The following is a 14,948-nucleotide window of genomic DNA, read 5'->3' as shown; positions in this document are numbered from 1 at the left end:
GCCCATTCGGATCAAGTCTCTGCGCCGCGGGCAAGAAAAAGCCCGGCCAAGCCGGGCTGTTCGCCATGCGCAAGGCTCAGACATGGAAGCTGGAGAACAGCTGCCGCATGCTGCTGGCAGAATGCGACAACTCGGACAGCGTGTCGCGCACGGTTTGCAGCGCGTCGTCGCTGTCGACGATGCGTCCGTTGATCTGCTCGGTGCTCTGCGCGATCAAGGTGGTCGCCTTGTGCTGCTCGCTGGTGGAAAGGGTGATCTCGTTCATCTTGGCCATCACCTCCTCCATCGCTTTCTGGATCTGCTCGATGCGCTCCACCGCGCCCAGCGTCAGCTCCACGCCGCCATCCACCGAGCTGACGGTGCGCTGCATATTGCTGACCGCCTGGCTGGTTTCCTCGCGGATGGTGCTGACCATGCCGGAAATCTCCACCGTGGCCTGGCCGGTGCGCTCAGCCAGCTTGCGCACTTCGTCGGCCACCACCGCGAAGCCGCGGCCCATCTCTCCGGCGCGCGCCGCTTCGATCGCCGCGTTCAGCGCCAAGAGGTTGGTCTGGTCCGCGATGTCCTTGATCACGTTGGTGATGCCGCTGATCTGCTGCGACCGCTGATCCAGCGAGGACAACATGCTGGACAAACCCTTCACCGCCTCCACCGTGCTGTTCATTTCCTGAGAAATCTGCTGCATGCCGTGCGCGCTCTCGCTCGACACCTGGCCGGTATGGTTGACCAGGCCGTCCGCTTCGCGCGCGGCGTCGGCGATGTGCGAGATGCTGACGGTGATTTCCTCCAGCGTCGCCGCGTTGGAGCTGGACACGTCGGCGATCTGCCGCGAGTCGTGCGCCACCTTGTCCACGGTCTGGGTCACGCTCTCCACGCCGCCGGTCACCCGCTCCGCCTCTTCCTTCACCGCGATGAACATCTTCTGCAACTGGCCGACGAAGCGGTTGAACGCGGTGGCGGTCTCTGCGATTTCGTCTTGGCCCGTCACCTCGATGCGGCGGGTCAGGTCGCCCTCGCCCTGGGAGATCTCCAGCATCGCGTTGCGCAGGCGGCCCAGACCGGCCAGCATCTTGCTCAGCAGCACGCTGGCCACCGGGATCAGGATCACCACGCACAAGGCGCCGATGCCGGCCACGGTCAACAGCAGAGTGTTCAGCGGCCCGGTGACCACCGACTCGTCGGTCACCACGCCCAGCAGCCAATTGGTGCCTTCCACCGGCTGCACCTCGACCAGCTTGTCTTCCCCGCCAATGCTGATGGTGGCCATCTTGGTGTCGGTAGCCAGCTCGGTCAGACGGCCGCCGGTCAGTTCAGGCACCTTTTCGGACAAGGGCTTCAAGGTCAGGCTGGCGTCCGGGTGGGCGATCACCTTGCCGCTGCGGTCCACCAGGAAGGCATAGCCGTTGCCGCGCAGCTTGACCGACAACACGGTCTTGACCAGGTCGTCGATGAAGATGTCGCCGCCCACCACGGCCTTCAGCGCGCCGCCGTCCTTCACCGGGGACACGAAGGTCACCACCAGCTTCTTGGTGTCGAAGTCGACATAGGGATCGGAGACGCCAGGCTGGCCGGCCGCCGCCGCCTGCTGATACCAAGGGCGGGCCACCGGATCGTAGCCCTGCGGCTGCGGCTTCATGTCGGAACGGATCATCACATGATCGGCGGTGCCGATATAAGTCATGTCGAAGCCGCCCGCCTGGCTCATCCGCGCCAACGTCGGCCGCGGATCGGCTGTGCCCACCAGCGGATTGGCGGCGATCACCACGCCCACCTTGCTCTTGTACCAGCTGCTCACCAGCGCGGAGTAGCCTTTGGAGGTGCCGCTCAGTTCGTTGTCCACCCCGCGGACGATCTCATTACGCATCTGGCCATAAACCAGCACGGTAATCACTGCGCCCAGCAATACCAGCAGCAGGGCTATCACTGCGATCAATTTGACACGCAAAGAACGCATTGCACTTCCTCCTCATCCCCAATCACTTGCAAGGCCGACTTTGCCGCTTGGCCGCGGCAATCGGCGCTATTGTCTTGTTCCCGCACTACTCTGGTTTAGTCCGTATCCGCACAAAGCTCAACGCGAGATTCCCTCTCTACTGTAATTTCATGGCAATGCCGCACCGCTTATCGCCCGACTCGACCTCTCGCGCCCATCATGACGCGACAGTCGGACAATGCATACGTGGTATCCAAATGTAAATTGCCGATCACAGATATGCAATGCCAACGTTACAACTTGCCGGCAGCATTTTCAGTCACGCTTTGAAAATGCCGAACTCCCCCCAATGCCAGCCGCATCGTGCTAGCATGCCGCCACACAAGACAGCGGAGACCGCCATGCATTTGAGCGCCATGTTCGTCCACCCGGTGAAGTCCTGCCGCGGCGTCGCCTTCGAGCGCGCTTACGCAGGCGAACTCGGGCTGCTCCATGATCGAGAATGGTTGCTGGTCACACCCGATGGCCAACAAATCACCGCGCGCGCCCATCCCCGGCTGGTGACCGTCCGCGCGGAGCTGCTGCCCGGCGGCGTGTTGCTGCACGCGGCGGATAAACCACCCATCTTCGCGATGGCCACCGTCTATACCCGCCCGCATCCAGCCCAGGTCTGGAAAGACGGCTTCCAGGCCTGGCACGGAGACGAGCGTGTCGACGCCTGGTTCGCCGACCTGCTCGGCTGCGACTGTCGGCTGCTGTGGCTGGGCGCCCAATCCAACCGCGCCTTCAAGGGCGGACCTGAAAAAATGAGCTTCGCCGACGGCTACCCCTTCCTGCTGGTCAATCAGGCCTCGCTGGACGATCTGAACCGTCAACTTTCCTCCCCTGTCACCCTGCGCCACTTTCGCCCCAATCTGGTAGTGACCGGCGCGTATCCTTGGGAAGAGGACGAATGGCAGCTCATTCGCATCGGCGAGGTGGAGTTCGACGTGATGAAGCCCTGCGCGCGCTGCGTGCTGACCACCGTCAACCCGGACTCCGGCGAGAAAAGTCCTGATGGCGAACCGCTGCAGACGCTGGTTCGCACCCGCCGCCTTGAGGAAGGCGTCTGCTTCGGCATGAATTTGCGCGCACGCAACGCAGGGGTGCTTGAACTGGATGCGACAGTGGAGGTTCTGGAACAGCATTACAGCTTCTAGACTGGGCTGCCGGCAAGTGCTTACAATCTGTCAATGAATCTGCAAGCACTCATTGAAGATATCCGGCAAGAAACCTTGCCCTTCTACGACCAGGGCAAGGTGGCCGATTACATCCCGGCGCTGGCGTCGGTGCCGCCACGCCAGTTCGGCTTCGCCATCCAAACGCTGGATGGCCGGCAATACGCCTGCGGCGACGCCGATGTCGCCTTCTCCATTCAAAGCATCAGCAAAGCCTTCATGCTGGCGCTGACGCTCCAAGCCGATGGCGAGAAGCTTTGGCGCCACGTCGGCAAAGAGCCATCAGGCAATCCTTTCAATTCGCTGGTGCAGTTGGAATACGAGCACGGCATTCCGCGCAACCCCTTCATCAACGCCGGGGCGCTGGTGGTCACCGACCGCGCCATCGGGCACTTCGGCGACGCCCACTCCCACCTGCTCGCTTGGCTGCGCGCGGAATCCGGCAATGCCGCGCTGTCTGCCGATGAGACCATCGCCGCCTCCGAACGCGAGCACGGCGACCGCAATGCCGCGCTGGCCCACTTCATGAAAAGCTACGGCAACCTGATACAGCCGGTAGAAACCGTGCTCAACCAGTACTTCCATAACTGCAGCATCGCGATGAGCTGCCGCGAGTTGGCCCGCGCCGGCCTGTTCCTGGCCAACCACGGCGCCTCGCCCCAAACCGGGCGACATTACCTGACCCGCAGCCAAGCCAAACAGGTGAACGCCGTCATGCTCACCTGCGGCACTTACGACGCCGCCGGAGAATTCGCCTACCGCGTCGGCCTACCGGTGAAGAGCGGCGTCGGCGGGGGGTTGCTGGCCGTCATTCCGGGCAAAATGAGCATCGCGGTGTGGAGTCCCCAACTGGATGCGCGCGGCAACTCCGTGCTCGGCCTGGAGGCGTTGGACCGCTTCACCACAGCCACCGGTCTTTCCATCTTCTGAACGCGAAAACGGCCCCGCGCGAGCGGAGCCGTTTATCAGGCATGAAAAAAGCCAGCTCCTGAGAGCTGGCTTCTTTCGGCAACTTCGTCGATTACTCGGCGGAGTTGTCTTCCACGGCAACGGATTCTTCCGGACGGTCCACCAGCTCAACCAGAGCCATCGGGGCGTTGTCGCCCTTGCGGAAACCGTACTTCAGGATGCGCACGTAGCCGCCATTGCGGGTAGCGTAGCGCGCGCCGAGCACGTCGAAGAGTTTAACCACGATTTCGCGGTCACGGGTGCGGTCGAACGCCAGACGACGGTTGGCGAGAGACGGCTTTTTGCCGAGCGTGATGAGCGGCTCGGCCACACGACGCAGTTCCTTGGCCTTCGGCAGCGTGGTCACGATTGCTTCGTGCTTCAGCAGCGAGTTGGCCATGTTGCGCAGCATCGCCAGACGATGGCTGGTCGTGCGGTTCAGTTTACGATTACTGTAACGATGACGCATTGTTAATGTCCTTTAGTCTCAAACTTACGGCTTTTCCAGACCAGCCGGAGGCCAGTTCTCGAGCTTCATGCCGAGAGTCAGGCCCTTGGAAGCGAGAACTTCCTTGATCTCGTTCAGCGACTTGCGGCCGAGGTTCGGAGTCTTCAGAAGCTCGGTTTCGGTGCGCTGGATCAGATCGCCGATGTAATAAATGTTCTCTGCTTTCAGGCAGTTGGCCGAACGGACCGTCAGTTCAAGATCGTCTACCGGACGCAGCAGGATCGGATCGATCGGCGGCGCCTTTTCAACGACTTCTTCAACCGCTGTGCCTTGGAGGTCGGCAAAGATCGACAGCTGATCCATCAGGATGCGGGCTGCGTTGCGCACAGCCTGCTCCGGCTCGATCACGCCGTTGGTCTCGATGTCGAGAACCAGGCGGTCGAGGTCGGTACGCTGTTCCACACGGGCGCTTTCCACAGCGAAGCTCACGCGGCGAACCGGCGAGAAGGAAGCGTCCAGTTGGATGGTACCGATGGAACGGTTGTCGTCATGGCTGGTGCGAACGGACACCGGCTGATAGCCGCGGCCCTTCTCCACCTTGACCTCCATGTCGATCTTGCCGCCTGCGGAGATGTGACAAATCACGTGTTCCGGATTGATCACTTCCACATCATGCGGCAGCTCGATATCGCTAGCCAAGACAGCGCCCTCGCCTTCCTTTTTCAAGGTCAGCACGACACTGTCGCGACCATGCAGCTTAAGCACTACGCCCTTGAGGTTGAGAAGGATGTCGACGACATCCTCCCGCACGCCATCAAGCGCGGAATACTCATGCAAAACGCCAGCGATAGTCACTTCGGTCGGAGCATAGCCCGGCATCGACGACAGCAGGATGCGGCGCAGCGAATTGCCCAGCGTATGGGCGTAGCCGCGCTCGAACGGTTCCATCGACACGCGAGCGTGAGTGGCGGAAACCGGCTGAACATCGATCAGACGAGGTTTCAGAAATTCCGAAGCGCTGTTTTGCATAGTCATTCCCTAAGAGCTAGCGATTACTTGGAGTAGAATTCCACAACGAGTTGTTCGTTGATATCGCTAGACAGTTCGGAACGTTCCGGAGCGGATTTGAAAGTGCCTTCCATTTTCTTGGAGTCAACCAACACCCAAGACGGGAAGCCACCTTGCTCAGCCAGAGCCAGGCCTTCGACGATGCGAGCCTGCTTCTTGGCCTTTTCGCGGACGGACACTACGTCACCGGCTTTAACCTGGTAGGACGGAATGTTCACAACCTGGCCGTTCACAACGATAGCCTTGTGGCTAACCAGCTGGCGCGCTTCGGCGCGAGTGGAGCCAAAGCCCATGCGATATACAACGTTGTCCAGGCGGGACTCAAGCAGCTTCAGCAGGTTTTCACCCGTGGAGCCCTTGCGGCGCACAGCTTCCGCAAAGTAGTTGCGGAACTGACGCTCGAGTACGCCGTAGATGCGGCGGATTTTCTGCTTTTCACGCAGCTGGACGCCGTAGTCGGACAGGCGGCCGCGACGGGCGCCGTGTTGACCAGGAGCCGCGTCCAGTTTGCATTTGGAATCCAGTGCACGACGCGCGCTCTTCAGGAAAAGGTCGGTGCCTTCACGACGAGCGAGCTTACACTTCGGGCCAATATAACGTGCCATGTTCTCACACTCTCCGAATTAGATACGACGTTTTTTGGGCGGACGGCAACCGTTGTGCGGTACCGGCGTCACGTCGGAGATGCTGGTGATCTTGAAACCCAGCGAGTTGAGTGCGCGAACAGCGGATTCACGACCCGGGCCCGGGCCTTTGATACGAACTTCGAGGTTCTTCACACCATATTCTTGGGCAACTTTACCAGCGTGCTCTGCGGCTACCTGAGCGGCAAAGGGTGTACTCTTGCGCGAGCCCTTAAAACCAGCGCCGCCAGAGGTAGCCCAAGACAGTGCATTGCCTTGACGGTCGGTGATAGTGATGATGGTGTTGTTGAACGAAGCGTGCACGTGCACGATGCCTTCGCTAACAGACTTGCGCACTTTTTTACGTACACGGACAGCTGTGTTTGCTTTAGCCATTATCTGTGTTCCTTAGTTTACTTCTTGCCGGCGATCGCCTTGCGCGGACCCTTGCGAGTGCGAGCATTGGTGCGAGTGCGCTGACCGCGGCACGGCAAGCCGCGACGATGGCGGAAGCCGCGGTAGCAGCCCATGTCCATCAGACGCTTGATGCTCATGGTGATTTCGCGACGCAGGTCACCTTCAACAGTGAACTTAGCCACTTGATCACGCAGAGCTTCCATTTCAGCTTCAGTCAGATCCTTCACCTTGGTGGAGGGATTCACGCTGGCTGCGGCACAAATGTGCTGCGCGCGAGTCTGACCGACGCCGAAGATTGCCTGCAGGCCGATAACGGCATGCGCATGATTGGGGATGTTTACCCCTGCAATACGGGCCATACTCTTTCCTTAAGCCTTAAGACCTTGAAATAAGACCTTGAAAAGTTTGCGATTGTATCACGCAAATCGAAGACTAACAAATGTTAGCCTTGCTTTTGCTTGTGACGCGGGTCCGTGCAGATCACGCGTACCACGCGATTGCGACGAATGATTTTGCAATTACGGCAAATCTTCTTTACAGAAGGCTGTACTCGCATGTTCAGATCCTTTCAAATCCAAAAAAGAGCGAATGCGTTACTTCGCACGGAACACAATGCGGGCCCGGGACAGATCGTATGGAGTCAACTCCACAGTCACCTTGTCGCCTGGCAGGATGCGGATGTAATGCATCCGCATCTTCCCAGAGATATGCCCGAGTACCACGTGTCCATTTTCAAGCTTGATCTTGAAAGTTGCGCTGGGCAAATTTTCCAAGATCTCGCCCTGCATCTGGATAGTGTCTTCCTTAGCCATATAACCCAGTGTCAACTCGTATGTCAGCGGGTAAGGGCGTTGCCTTTGAAGTTGGCCTTCTTAAGCAAGCTCTCGTACTGATGCGACAGCACGTAGGACTGAACCTGCGCCATGAAGTCCATCGTCACCACGACCAGAATCAGCAGCGACGTACCACCGAAGTAGAACGGCACGTTCCACTTCAGGATCAGGAACTCCGGCAACAGGCAGACCAGCGTGATGTAGATCGCACCGATCAGCGTCAGCCGCAGAATGATCTTCTCGATGTAACGAGAAGTCTGCTCACCTGGACGGATGCCCGGGATGAACGCCCCGCTCTTCTTCAGGTTGTCCGCCGTTTCCTTCGGGTTGAATACCAACGCCGTGTAGAAGTAGCAGAAGAAGATGATCGCCGCCGCGTACAGCAACACATAGATCGGCTGACCCGGGTGCAGCTTGTCGGCCACGCCCTTCAACCAAGCCATGTGCTCACCCTGGCCAAACCAACCAAGAATGGTGGCCGGGAACAGGATGATGCTGGAGGCGAAGATCGGAGGAATCACCCCCGCCATGTTGAGCTTGAGCGGCAAATGCGTGCTCTGGCCCTGCATGACGCGATTGCCCACCTGGCGCTTGGCGTAGTTGACCAGCACCTTTCGTTGACCGCGCTCGGCGTACACAACGATAAAGGTAACCAGCGCCACCGCGGCAAACAGCAGGATAGCAAACGGAATGGACAAGCTATTCTGACTAACCAGAGTCAGGGTTTTACCAATCGCCCCGGGAACACCCGAAGCAATACCCGCGCAGATGATCAGAGAGATACCGTTGCCGATACCCCGCTCGGTGATCTGTTCACCCAACCACATCAGGAACATGGTTCCGGTGACCAGGGACACCACGGTTGTCAGATAAAACTCCCACTGAGCAGTCATCACCAGATTAGGCTGCTTATACAACATCGCCGCGATGCCGAAACTTTGGAAAGTTGCGAGCGCGACAGTGGCATAACGCGTGTACTGGGTTATCTTGCGACGTCCCGCATCGCCTTCCTTCTTCAGCTGCTTCAGGCTAGGCATAACCTCGGCCGCAAGCTGCAGAATGATGGAAGCCGAGATGTACGGCATGATGCCCAGGGCAAATACCGTAAACCTCGACAGGGCACCGCCCGAGAACATGTTGAACATGTCGAGCAGGCCCGTCTGCGGTGCGTGGAACAACTTCGCTAGTTCGGCAGGGTTGATACCCGGAACCGGAATATGGGCGCCGATGCGATAAACGATCAGCGCGCCAATCAGGAACCAGATACGACGCTTCAGATCACCAAACTTATTGGCATTGGCCACTAGAGAAGTATTCGCCACAAATTTATGCCTTATTCAATGCTGCCGCCGGCAGCCTCGATGGCAGCGCGGGCGCCAGCGGTAACGCTGATACCACGCAGTTTGACCGCGCGCTCAACCTTGCCGGACAGGACCACTTTGGCAACTTGCGCCTGAGCGGACACCAGACCGGCTTGCTTGAGAGCCAGCAGATCGATTTCATCGACCGGCAGCAGGTTCAGTTCGGACAAGCGAACTTCGCAAACGAAGCGAGCCGTCAGCGACTTGAAGCCGCGCTTCGGCAAACGACGTTGCAGCGGCATTTGACCGCCTTCGAAGCCCACCTTGTGGAAACCACCGGCACGGCTCTTCTGACCCTTGTGGCCGCGGCCGCAAGTCTTGCCCAGGCCGGAGCCGATGCCACGGCCGACACGGCGCTTGGCATGCTTGGCGCCGACGCCCGGTTGTACGGTGTTCAGCAGCATCTCTTAGCCCTCGAATTTGAGCAGGTAGCTGATCTTGTTGATCATGCCACGGTTTTCAGGGGTATCGAGCACTTCTACGGTCTGGCGGATCTTACGCAGACCCAGACCACGGGCGCAGGCCTTGTGAGACTCCAGGCGACCGATCAGGCTCTTTACCAGAGTGACCTTGACAGTCTTGGCGTTACTCATGACCCACCCCCAGGATGTCCTCGACGCTCAGGCCACGCTTGGCGGCGATTTGCGCCGGGGTGTTGATGTTGCTCAGGCCGTTCAGGGTCGCACGCACCACGTTGTACGGGTTGGTGGAGCCGTGAATCTTGGCCGAAACATTGTGAACACCCATTGCGTCAAAGATCGCGCGCATCGGGCCGCCGGCCTTCACGCCAGTACCTTCTTTGGCAGGCTGGATGAAGACGGTGGTGGCACCGTGCTTGCCGATGACGGTGTGCTGCAGGGTACCGTTCTTCAGCGGGATCTTAACCATGTTGTGGCGGGCTTGTTCCATCGCCTTTTGTACGGCAACCGGAACTTCCTTGGAACGGCCTTTACCCATGCCGATACCGCCGTCGCCATCACCAACCACGGTCAGGGCGGAGAAAGCCATGATACGGCCGCCCTTGACCACTTTGGTGACGCGGTTGACGCTGATCATTTTCTCGACCAGACCGTCGCCGCGATCTTCCATTTCGTGCTTAGCCATTCTTTACTCCGAATTAGAATACGAGGCCGTGTTCGCGAGCGGCGTCAGCCAGTGCCTTCATGCGACCGTGGTATTTGAAACCGGAACGGTCGAAAGCGACTTGCTCGATGCCAGCGGCCTTTGCCTTTTCGGCAATGCGCTTGCCGATCACGGCTGCGGCCGCCACGTTGCCACCATTGGCCATCGCGGCGCGAACATCGGCTTCCAGCGACGAAGCGCTGGCCAGAACCTTGTTGCCGGTCTCGTCGATGATCTGGGCATAAATGTGGCTATTGGTGCGGTGTACAGAGAGACGCACCATCTTGAGCTCCGCGATCCGGGCACGGGTTTTGCGTGCGCGGCGGAGTCGAGTCTGTTTCTTGTCCATGTCAGTGCCTCAGTTACTTCTTCTTGGTTTCTTTCAGAACCACAACCTCATCGGCGTAACGAACACCCTTGCCCTTGTAAGGCTCCGGCGAACGGTAAGCGCGGATTTCGGCTGCGATCTGGCCCACGAGCTGCTTGTCAGCGCCCTTGACCAAGATCTCGGTCTGAGTCGGGGTCTCAACCTTGATGCCAGCGGGCATCTTGTGAGCCACCGGGTGCGAGAAACCCAGAGACAGGTTCAGGGTATCGCCTTGAGCCTGAGCGCGGTAACCCACGCCCACCAGCTGCAGCTTCTTTTCGAAGCCCTTGGATACGCCGTTCACCATGTTGTTCAGCAGCGCGCGCAGGGTGCCGGACATGGCACGAGCGAACTTGCTGTCGTTCTTGGCGGCGAAAGTCAGCTGGCCATTGTCCAGCTTCACTTCCACGTCGTTGCACAGAGCGGTGCTCAGGGAGCCCAGGGCGCCCTTCACAGTCACTTCTGCGGCGCCGAACTTCACTTCGACACCGGCCGGAATGGCTACCGGATTCTTAGCTACGCGAGACATTTGACCCCCTTACGCCACGACGCAGAGCAGTTCGCCGCCGATGCCGGCCGCGCGCGCTTTGCGATCGGTCATCACGCCCTTGGAAGTGGACAGGATCGCCACGCCCAGACCGTTCATGACCTTCGGGATTTCGGTGGAGCCCTTGTACACGCGCAGGCCAGGACGGGATACGCGCTCGATGCGCTCGATCACCGGACGGCCAGCGTAGTACTTGAGCTGGATATCGAGAACAGGCTTCTTCTCTTCGCCGGCAACGGCGAAGTCTTCGATGTAGCCTTCTTCTTTCAGCACCTGCGCCAGCGCAACCTTCAGCTTCGAGCAAGGCATGGAAACCTTGACTTTGGAAGCGTGTTGGCCGTTGCGGATGCGGGTCAACATATCGGAAATAGGATCGTGCATGCTCATTCTATGTGTCTCCTATTACCAGCTGGCCTTCACAACACCCGGAATCTCACCCTTCATGGCGATCTCACGCAGCTTGTTGCGACCCAAACCGAATTTACGGAACACACCACGCGGACGACCGGTCACGGCGCAGCGACGACGCTGGCGTACCGGGGAAGCGTTGCGCGGCAGTTGCTGCAGTTGCAGACGGGCGGCAAAACGCTCTTCTTCCGAGAGGTTCTGGTTGTTGATGGTGGCGATCAGGGCCTCACGCTTGGCAGAGAACTTGTTTGCCAGCTTGACGCGCTTCTCTTCACGGTTAATCAGTGCAAGTCGTGCCATGTGCTTAACCCTTGAACGGGAACTTGAACGCGGCCAGCAGAGCGCGGGCCTCTTCGTCAGTCTTCGCCGTGGTGGTGATAGTGATGTTCATACCACGCAGAGCATCGATCTTGTCGTACTCGATTTCCGGGAAGATGATCTGTTCTTTAACGCCCATGTTGTAGTTGCCGCGGCCATCGAAGGACTTGGCAGACACACCACGGAAGTCGCGAACGCGCGGCAGCGCGATGGTGACCAGGCGGTCCAGGAACTCGTACATGCGTTCGCGACGCAGAGTCACCTTGCAACCTACCGGGTAGTTGTCGCGGATCTTGAAGCCGGCGATGGACTTGCGAGCGGTGGTGACGACCGGCTTCTGGCCGGCGATCTTTTCCAGGTCGCCCACGGCGAATTCCATTACCTTTTTATCGGCAACAGCTTCACCCACGCCCATGTTCACGGTGATCTTCTCGATACGCGGAACTTGCATGATCGACTTGTAGCCGAACTGTTTCATCAGTTCCGGCACTACGCTGTCTTTGTAGAAATCGTAGAGACGTGCCATGTTTGCTCCTTAGGCGCCGATAACTTCGCCGCTGGACTTGAACACGCGCACCTTGCGGCCGTCTTCAAGAACCTTGAAGCCTACGCGGTCAGCCTTTTGGCTTGCCGGATTGAAAATCGCGACGTTAGAAGCGTCAATGGGCATGGTCTTCTCAACGATGCCACCAGCTACGCCACGTACCGGGTTCGGCTTCTGGTGCTTCTTGGCGACGTTGACGCCTTCCACGACCAGCTTGGTTTCCAGAACACGCAGGACGGTACCGCGCTTGCCTTTGTCTTTGCCGGTGATTACTACGACTTCATCACCTTTACGAATTTTGCGCATGTGACCTCCTTACAGCACTTCAGGAGCCAGCGATACGATCTTCATGAAGCGTTCGGTACGCAGTTCACGCGTAACGGGCCCGAAGATACGAGTGCCGATCGGCTCAAGCTTGTTGTTGAGCAGAACGGCAGCATTGCTGTCGAACTTGATCAAAGAGCCATCCGGACGGCGCACGCCTTTGGCAGTGCGTACCACGACCGCATTGTATACGTCGCCTTTTTTGACGCGACCACGCGGAGCGGCATCCTTGATGCTCACCTTGATGATGTCACCTACGCTAGCATAGCGACGCTTGGAGCCACCCAGCACCTTGATGCACTGCACATGACGCGCACCGGTGTTGTCAGCGACCTCAAGCATGGTCTGCATTTGGATCATTTGAGATTACCTTTCTAATCCAACTTTATCCGTCACTTTCCACTGCCGTTAGCCTGGGCAATTTCGCCAGACTCGAACAGCGGAAACGCCACAGATCATTCTGTGGCGTGTCAAACGGCCAGTTTTGGACCCCGTAAGGGCGGAACTCCTGCGCAGATGGAGCGCAGGAGATGGCCATTATACAGAGGGACGCAGCCCTCTGCAAGCTTTATACCTGACGAGATTTCTCAACCAGGCCAGTTACCACCCACGACTTGGTCTTCGAGAGCGGGCGGGACTCGCTGATGATCACCAGATCGCCTGCCTTGAACTCGTTGTTTTCGTCGTGCGCGTGGAACTTCTTGGAGCGACGGATAATCTTGCCGTAGATCGGGTGCTTGACTTTGCGCTCGACCAGAACGGTCACGGTCTTATCCATCTTGTCGCTGACCACAACACCGGTCAGCGTACGTACTACTTTGGTTTCGCTCATCTTAAACTGCCTTTTCTTTCAGAACGGTACGCACGCGAGCGATGTCGCGACGCACTTTCTTCAGTTCAGAGGTCTTGGCGAGTTGCTGAGTAGCGTGCTGCATGCGCAGCGCAAACTGGGCCTTCAGCAGGCTCAGCAGTTCCGCCTTCAGCTCGTCAACAGTTTTGGCTTTCAGTTCGGACGCTTTCATTACTGACCTACCTGTTTGGTTACGAACACAGTGGCGATCGGCAGCTTAGCTGCGGCCAGACGGAAAGCTTCGCGAGCGAGTTCCTCGGATACGCCATCCATTTCGTACAGCATCTTGCCAGGCTGAATCTCAGCCACATAGTACTCCGGAGAGCCCTTACCCCCGCCCATACGGACTTCGGCAGGCTTGGAGGTGATCGGCTTGTCCGGGAAGATACGGATCCAGATGCGGCCGCCACGCTTGATGTGACGGGTCATCGCACGACGCGCAGCTTCGATCTGACGCGCGGTCAGACGACCACGACCAATAGCCTTCAGACCGAAATCACCAAAGCTCACCTTGTTGCCACGAGTGGCGATACCGGTGTTACGGCCTTTGTGCTGTTTACGGTACTTGAGTCTAGTTGGCTGCAGCATTGCGGGCACCCTTTCTCATTTTCTTCTCGGGAGCTGCCGGAGCGGCTACAACTTGGCCCGGCTTCAGCTCGCCTTTGTACACCCATACCTTGATGCCGATGATACCGTAGGTGGTCTTGGCTTCGGAGGTAGCGTAGTCCACGTCGGCGCGCAGGGTATGCAGCGGCACGCGGCCTTCGCGGTACCACTCGCTACGAGCGATGTCGATACCGTTCAGACGGCCGGACGACATGATCTTGATGCCTTCGGCACCCAGACGCATGGCGTTCTGCATGGCGCGCTTCATGGCGCGGCGGAACATCACGCGCTTCTCCAGCTGGGAAGCGATGCCGTCGGCGATGATTTGCGCATCCAGCTCCGGCTTGCGAACTTCTTCGATGTTCACGTGAACCGGCACGCCCAGGCGCTTTTGCAGCTCCTGCTTCAGGATCTCGATGTCCTCGCCCTTCTTGCCGATCACGACGCCCGGACGGGCGCTGTGAATGGTGATGCGGGCGGACTTGGCCGGACGCTCGATGGTTACGCGGCCAACCGAAGCATGACCCAGACGCTTCTTCAGGAATTCGCGAACTTCGATATCCTGCTTCAGCATTTCCGGGAAGTTCTGCGAGGACGCGAACCACTTGGAAGACCAGTTTTTGTTAACGGCAAGACGGAATCCCGTCGGATGAATCTTCTGACCCATTTCTTACCCCTTAATTGCCAACGGTCAAGGAAATGTGGCAGGTCTGCTTTTCGATGCGATTGCCACGACCCTTAGCACGGGCAGTGAAACGCTTCAGACTAGCGCCCTTGTCAACAAAGATGCTGGTGACACGCAGGGTGTCGATGTCAGCGCCTTCGTTGTGCTCGGCGTTAGCGATGGCAGATTCCAGCACTTTCTTGATGATGACCGCACCCTTTTTCGGGGAGAAGGCCAGGATATTCAGCGCCTGATCGACGGACTTGCCGCGAACCAGGTCCGCTACCAGGCGGCACTTTTGAGCCGACAGGCGAACACTTTTCAGATTTGCAGATACTCTCATCGCTTCA

General features: G+C 58.6%; 26 protein-coding genes. 2 read left to right on the top strand and 24 right to left on the bottom strand.

Annotation, left to right across the window (positions count from 1 at the left end; genetic code table 11):
- Window positions 1-76 precede the first annotated feature (76 nt).
- Entirely contained in the window at window positions 77-1,954 is a 1,878-nt protein-coding gene (locus DK842_RS10595) for a methyl-accepting chemotaxis protein (RefSeq protein WP_114061427.1), read from the bottom strand.
- Window positions 1,955-2,334: 380 nt separating this feature from the next.
- On the opposite strand from DK842_RS10595, the gene DK842_RS10590 reads away from it, so the two are divergent.
- Together DK842_RS10590 and DK842_RS10585 are read left to right on the top strand one after the other, a co-directional pair.
- A complete protein-coding gene (locus tag DK842_RS10590) occupies window positions 2,335-3,132 on the top strand; it encodes an MOSC domain-containing protein (protein ID WP_114061426.1) in 798 nt (265 codons plus the stop codon).
- A gap of 33 nt (window positions 3,133-3,165) precedes the next feature.
- Entirely contained in the window at window positions 3,166-4,080 is a 915-nt protein-coding gene (locus DK842_RS10585) for a glutaminase (protein WP_114061425.1), read from the top strand.
- Window positions 4,081-4,171: 91 nt separating this feature from the next.
- Here DK842_RS10585 and rplQ read toward each other — a convergent pair whose 3' ends face one another.
- The 23 genes from rplQ to rplV all read right to left on the bottom strand — a co-directional run bounded on the left by rplQ (window position 4,172) and on the right by rplV (window position 14,941).
- Window positions 4,172-4,567 carry a 50S ribosomal protein L17 gene (gene rplQ, locus DK842_RS10580; protein ID WP_103903487.1) on the bottom strand — a complete coding sequence of 132 codons (396 nt, stop codon included), beginning with the start codon at window positions 4,565-4,567 and terminating at the stop codon, window positions 4,172-4,174.
- A 24-nt stretch (window positions 4,568-4,591) separates the two neighbouring features.
- On the bottom strand, window positions 4,592-5,575 hold the full coding sequence (locus DK842_RS10575) for a DNA-directed RNA polymerase subunit alpha (RefSeq protein WP_043627098.1): 984 nt from the start codon (window positions 5,573-5,575) through the stop codon (window positions 4,592-4,594).
- A gap of 23 nt (window positions 5,576-5,598) precedes the next feature.
- Window positions 5,599-6,219: a 30S ribosomal protein S4 gene (rpsD, locus tag DK842_RS10570; protein WP_114061424.1), complete on the bottom strand. Its 621-nt coding sequence runs from the start codon at window positions 6,217-6,219 to the stop codon at window positions 5,599-5,601.
- 18 nt (window positions 6,220-6,237) lie between these two features.
- Window positions 6,238-6,633 carry a 30S ribosomal protein S11 gene (gene rpsK, locus DK842_RS10565; RefSeq protein ID WP_011137709.1) on the bottom strand — a complete coding sequence of 132 codons (396 nt, stop codon included), beginning with the start codon at window positions 6,631-6,633 and terminating at the stop codon, window positions 6,238-6,240.
- Between the two features lie 17 nt (window positions 6,634-6,650).
- Complete coding sequence (gene rpsM / locus DK842_RS10560; RefSeq protein ID WP_114061423.1) at window positions 6,651-7,013, bottom strand: 30S ribosomal protein S13; 363 nt, start codon at window positions 7,011-7,013, stop codon at window positions 6,651-6,653.
- Between the two features lie 83 nt (window positions 7,014-7,096).
- Complete coding sequence (rpmJ, locus tag DK842_RS10555; protein ID WP_011137711.1) at window positions 7,097-7,210, bottom strand: 50S ribosomal protein L36; 114 nt, start codon at window positions 7,208-7,210, stop codon at window positions 7,097-7,099.
- A gap of 37 nt (window positions 7,211-7,247) precedes the next feature.
- Window positions 7,248-7,466: a translation initiation factor IF-1 gene (gene infA, locus DK842_RS10550; RefSeq protein WP_031296780.1), complete on the bottom strand. Its 219-nt coding sequence runs from the start codon at window positions 7,464-7,466 to the stop codon at window positions 7,248-7,250.
- A gap of 23 nt (window positions 7,467-7,489) precedes the next feature.
- Window positions 7,490-8,809: a preprotein translocase subunit SecY gene (gene secY, locus DK842_RS10545; protein ID WP_114061422.1), complete on the bottom strand. Its 1,320-nt coding sequence runs from the start codon at window positions 8,807-8,809 to the stop codon at window positions 7,490-7,492.
- Window positions 8,810-8,820: 11 nt separating this feature from the next.
- Complete coding sequence (rplO, locus tag DK842_RS10540) at window positions 8,821-9,252, bottom strand: 50S ribosomal protein L15 (protein ID WP_047238189.1); 432 nt, start codon at window positions 9,250-9,252, stop codon at window positions 8,821-8,823.
- 3 nt (window positions 9,253-9,255) lie between these two features.
- Window positions 9,256-9,441 (bottom strand): 50S ribosomal protein L30, encoded by a 186-nt coding sequence (gene rpmD, locus DK842_RS10535; RefSeq protein WP_043627110.1) that lies wholly within the window; start codon window positions 9,439-9,441, stop codon window positions 9,256-9,258.
- Entirely contained in the window at window positions 9,434-9,952 is a 519-nt protein-coding gene (rpsE, locus tag DK842_RS10530; protein ID WP_071109264.1) for a 30S ribosomal protein S5, read from the bottom strand. Before rpsE ends, rpmD begins: the two co-directional genes overlap by 8 nt.
- A 13-nt stretch (window positions 9,953-9,965) precedes the next feature.
- Window positions 9,966-10,319, bottom strand: a complete 354-nt coding sequence (gene rplR / locus DK842_RS10525; RefSeq protein ID WP_114061421.1) for a 50S ribosomal protein L18 — start codon at window positions 10,317-10,319, stop codon at window positions 9,966-9,968.
- A gap of 13 nt (window positions 10,320-10,332) precedes the next feature.
- Window positions 10,333-10,866: a 50S ribosomal protein L6 gene (gene rplF / locus DK842_RS10520; RefSeq protein ID WP_114061420.1), complete on the bottom strand. Its 534-nt coding sequence runs from the start codon at window positions 10,864-10,866 to the stop codon at window positions 10,333-10,335.
- 9 nt (window positions 10,867-10,875) lie between these two features.
- Window positions 10,876-11,271: a 30S ribosomal protein S8 gene (gene rpsH / locus DK842_RS10515; protein WP_114061419.1), complete on the bottom strand. Its 396-nt coding sequence runs from the start codon at window positions 11,269-11,271 to the stop codon at window positions 10,876-10,878.
- A 15-nt stretch (window positions 11,272-11,286) separates the two neighbouring features.
- Window positions 11,287-11,592, bottom strand: a complete 306-nt coding sequence (rpsN, locus tag DK842_RS10510; RefSeq protein WP_103903478.1) for a 30S ribosomal protein S14 — start codon at window positions 11,590-11,592, stop codon at window positions 11,287-11,289.
- Window positions 11,593-11,596: 4 nt separating this feature from the next.
- On the bottom strand, window positions 11,597-12,136 hold the full coding sequence (gene rplE, locus DK842_RS10505; protein WP_043627125.1) for a 50S ribosomal protein L5: 540 nt from the start codon (window positions 12,134-12,136) through the stop codon (window positions 11,597-11,599).
- Between the two features lie 9 nt (window positions 12,137-12,145).
- Window positions 12,146-12,460 (bottom strand): 50S ribosomal protein L24, encoded by a 315-nt coding sequence (gene rplX / locus DK842_RS10500; protein WP_011137722.1) that lies wholly within the window; start codon window positions 12,458-12,460, stop codon window positions 12,146-12,148.
- A 9-nt stretch (window positions 12,461-12,469) separates the two neighbouring features.
- A complete protein-coding gene (rplN, locus tag DK842_RS10495; protein ID WP_011137723.1) occupies window positions 12,470-12,838 on the bottom strand; it encodes a 50S ribosomal protein L14 in 369 nt (122 codons plus the stop codon).
- A 208-nt stretch (window positions 12,839-13,046) separates the two neighbouring features.
- A complete protein-coding gene (rpsQ, locus tag DK842_RS10490; protein WP_021478361.1) occupies window positions 13,047-13,310 on the bottom strand; it encodes a 30S ribosomal protein S17 in 264 nt (87 codons plus the stop codon).
- A gap of 1 nt (window position 13,311) precedes the next feature.
- On the bottom strand, window positions 13,312-13,500 hold the full coding sequence (gene rpmC, locus DK842_RS10485) for a 50S ribosomal protein L29 (RefSeq protein WP_011137725.1): 189 nt from the start codon (window positions 13,498-13,500) through the stop codon (window positions 13,312-13,314).
- Window positions 13,500-13,916 (bottom strand): 50S ribosomal protein L16, encoded by a 417-nt coding sequence (gene rplP, locus DK842_RS10480; RefSeq protein ID WP_011137726.1) that lies wholly within the window; start codon window positions 13,914-13,916, stop codon window positions 13,500-13,502. The genes rpmC and rplP overlap by 1 nt, the downstream gene beginning before the upstream one ends.
- A complete protein-coding gene (gene rpsC, locus DK842_RS10475) occupies window positions 13,900-14,601 on the bottom strand; it encodes a 30S ribosomal protein S3 (protein ID WP_114061418.1) in 702 nt (233 codons plus the stop codon). The genes rplP and rpsC overlap by 17 nt, the downstream gene beginning before the upstream one ends.
- Before the next feature lie 10 nt (window positions 14,602-14,611).
- On the bottom strand, window positions 14,612-14,941 hold the full coding sequence (gene rplV / locus DK842_RS10470) for a 50S ribosomal protein L22 (RefSeq protein WP_011137728.1): 330 nt from the start codon (window positions 14,939-14,941) through the stop codon (window positions 14,612-14,614).
- Window positions 14,942-14,948 lie beyond the last annotated feature (7 nt).

Origin of the sequence: Chromobacterium phragmitis, assembly GCF_003325475.1 — a bacterium.
In the GTDB taxonomy this organism is placed as follows: domain Bacteria; phylum Pseudomonadota; class Gammaproteobacteria; order Burkholderiales; family Chromobacteriaceae; genus Chromobacterium; species Chromobacterium phragmitis.
Note: the sequence above shows the minus strand (reverse complement) of the source record. Positions and strands in the feature narration are given on the sequence as shown.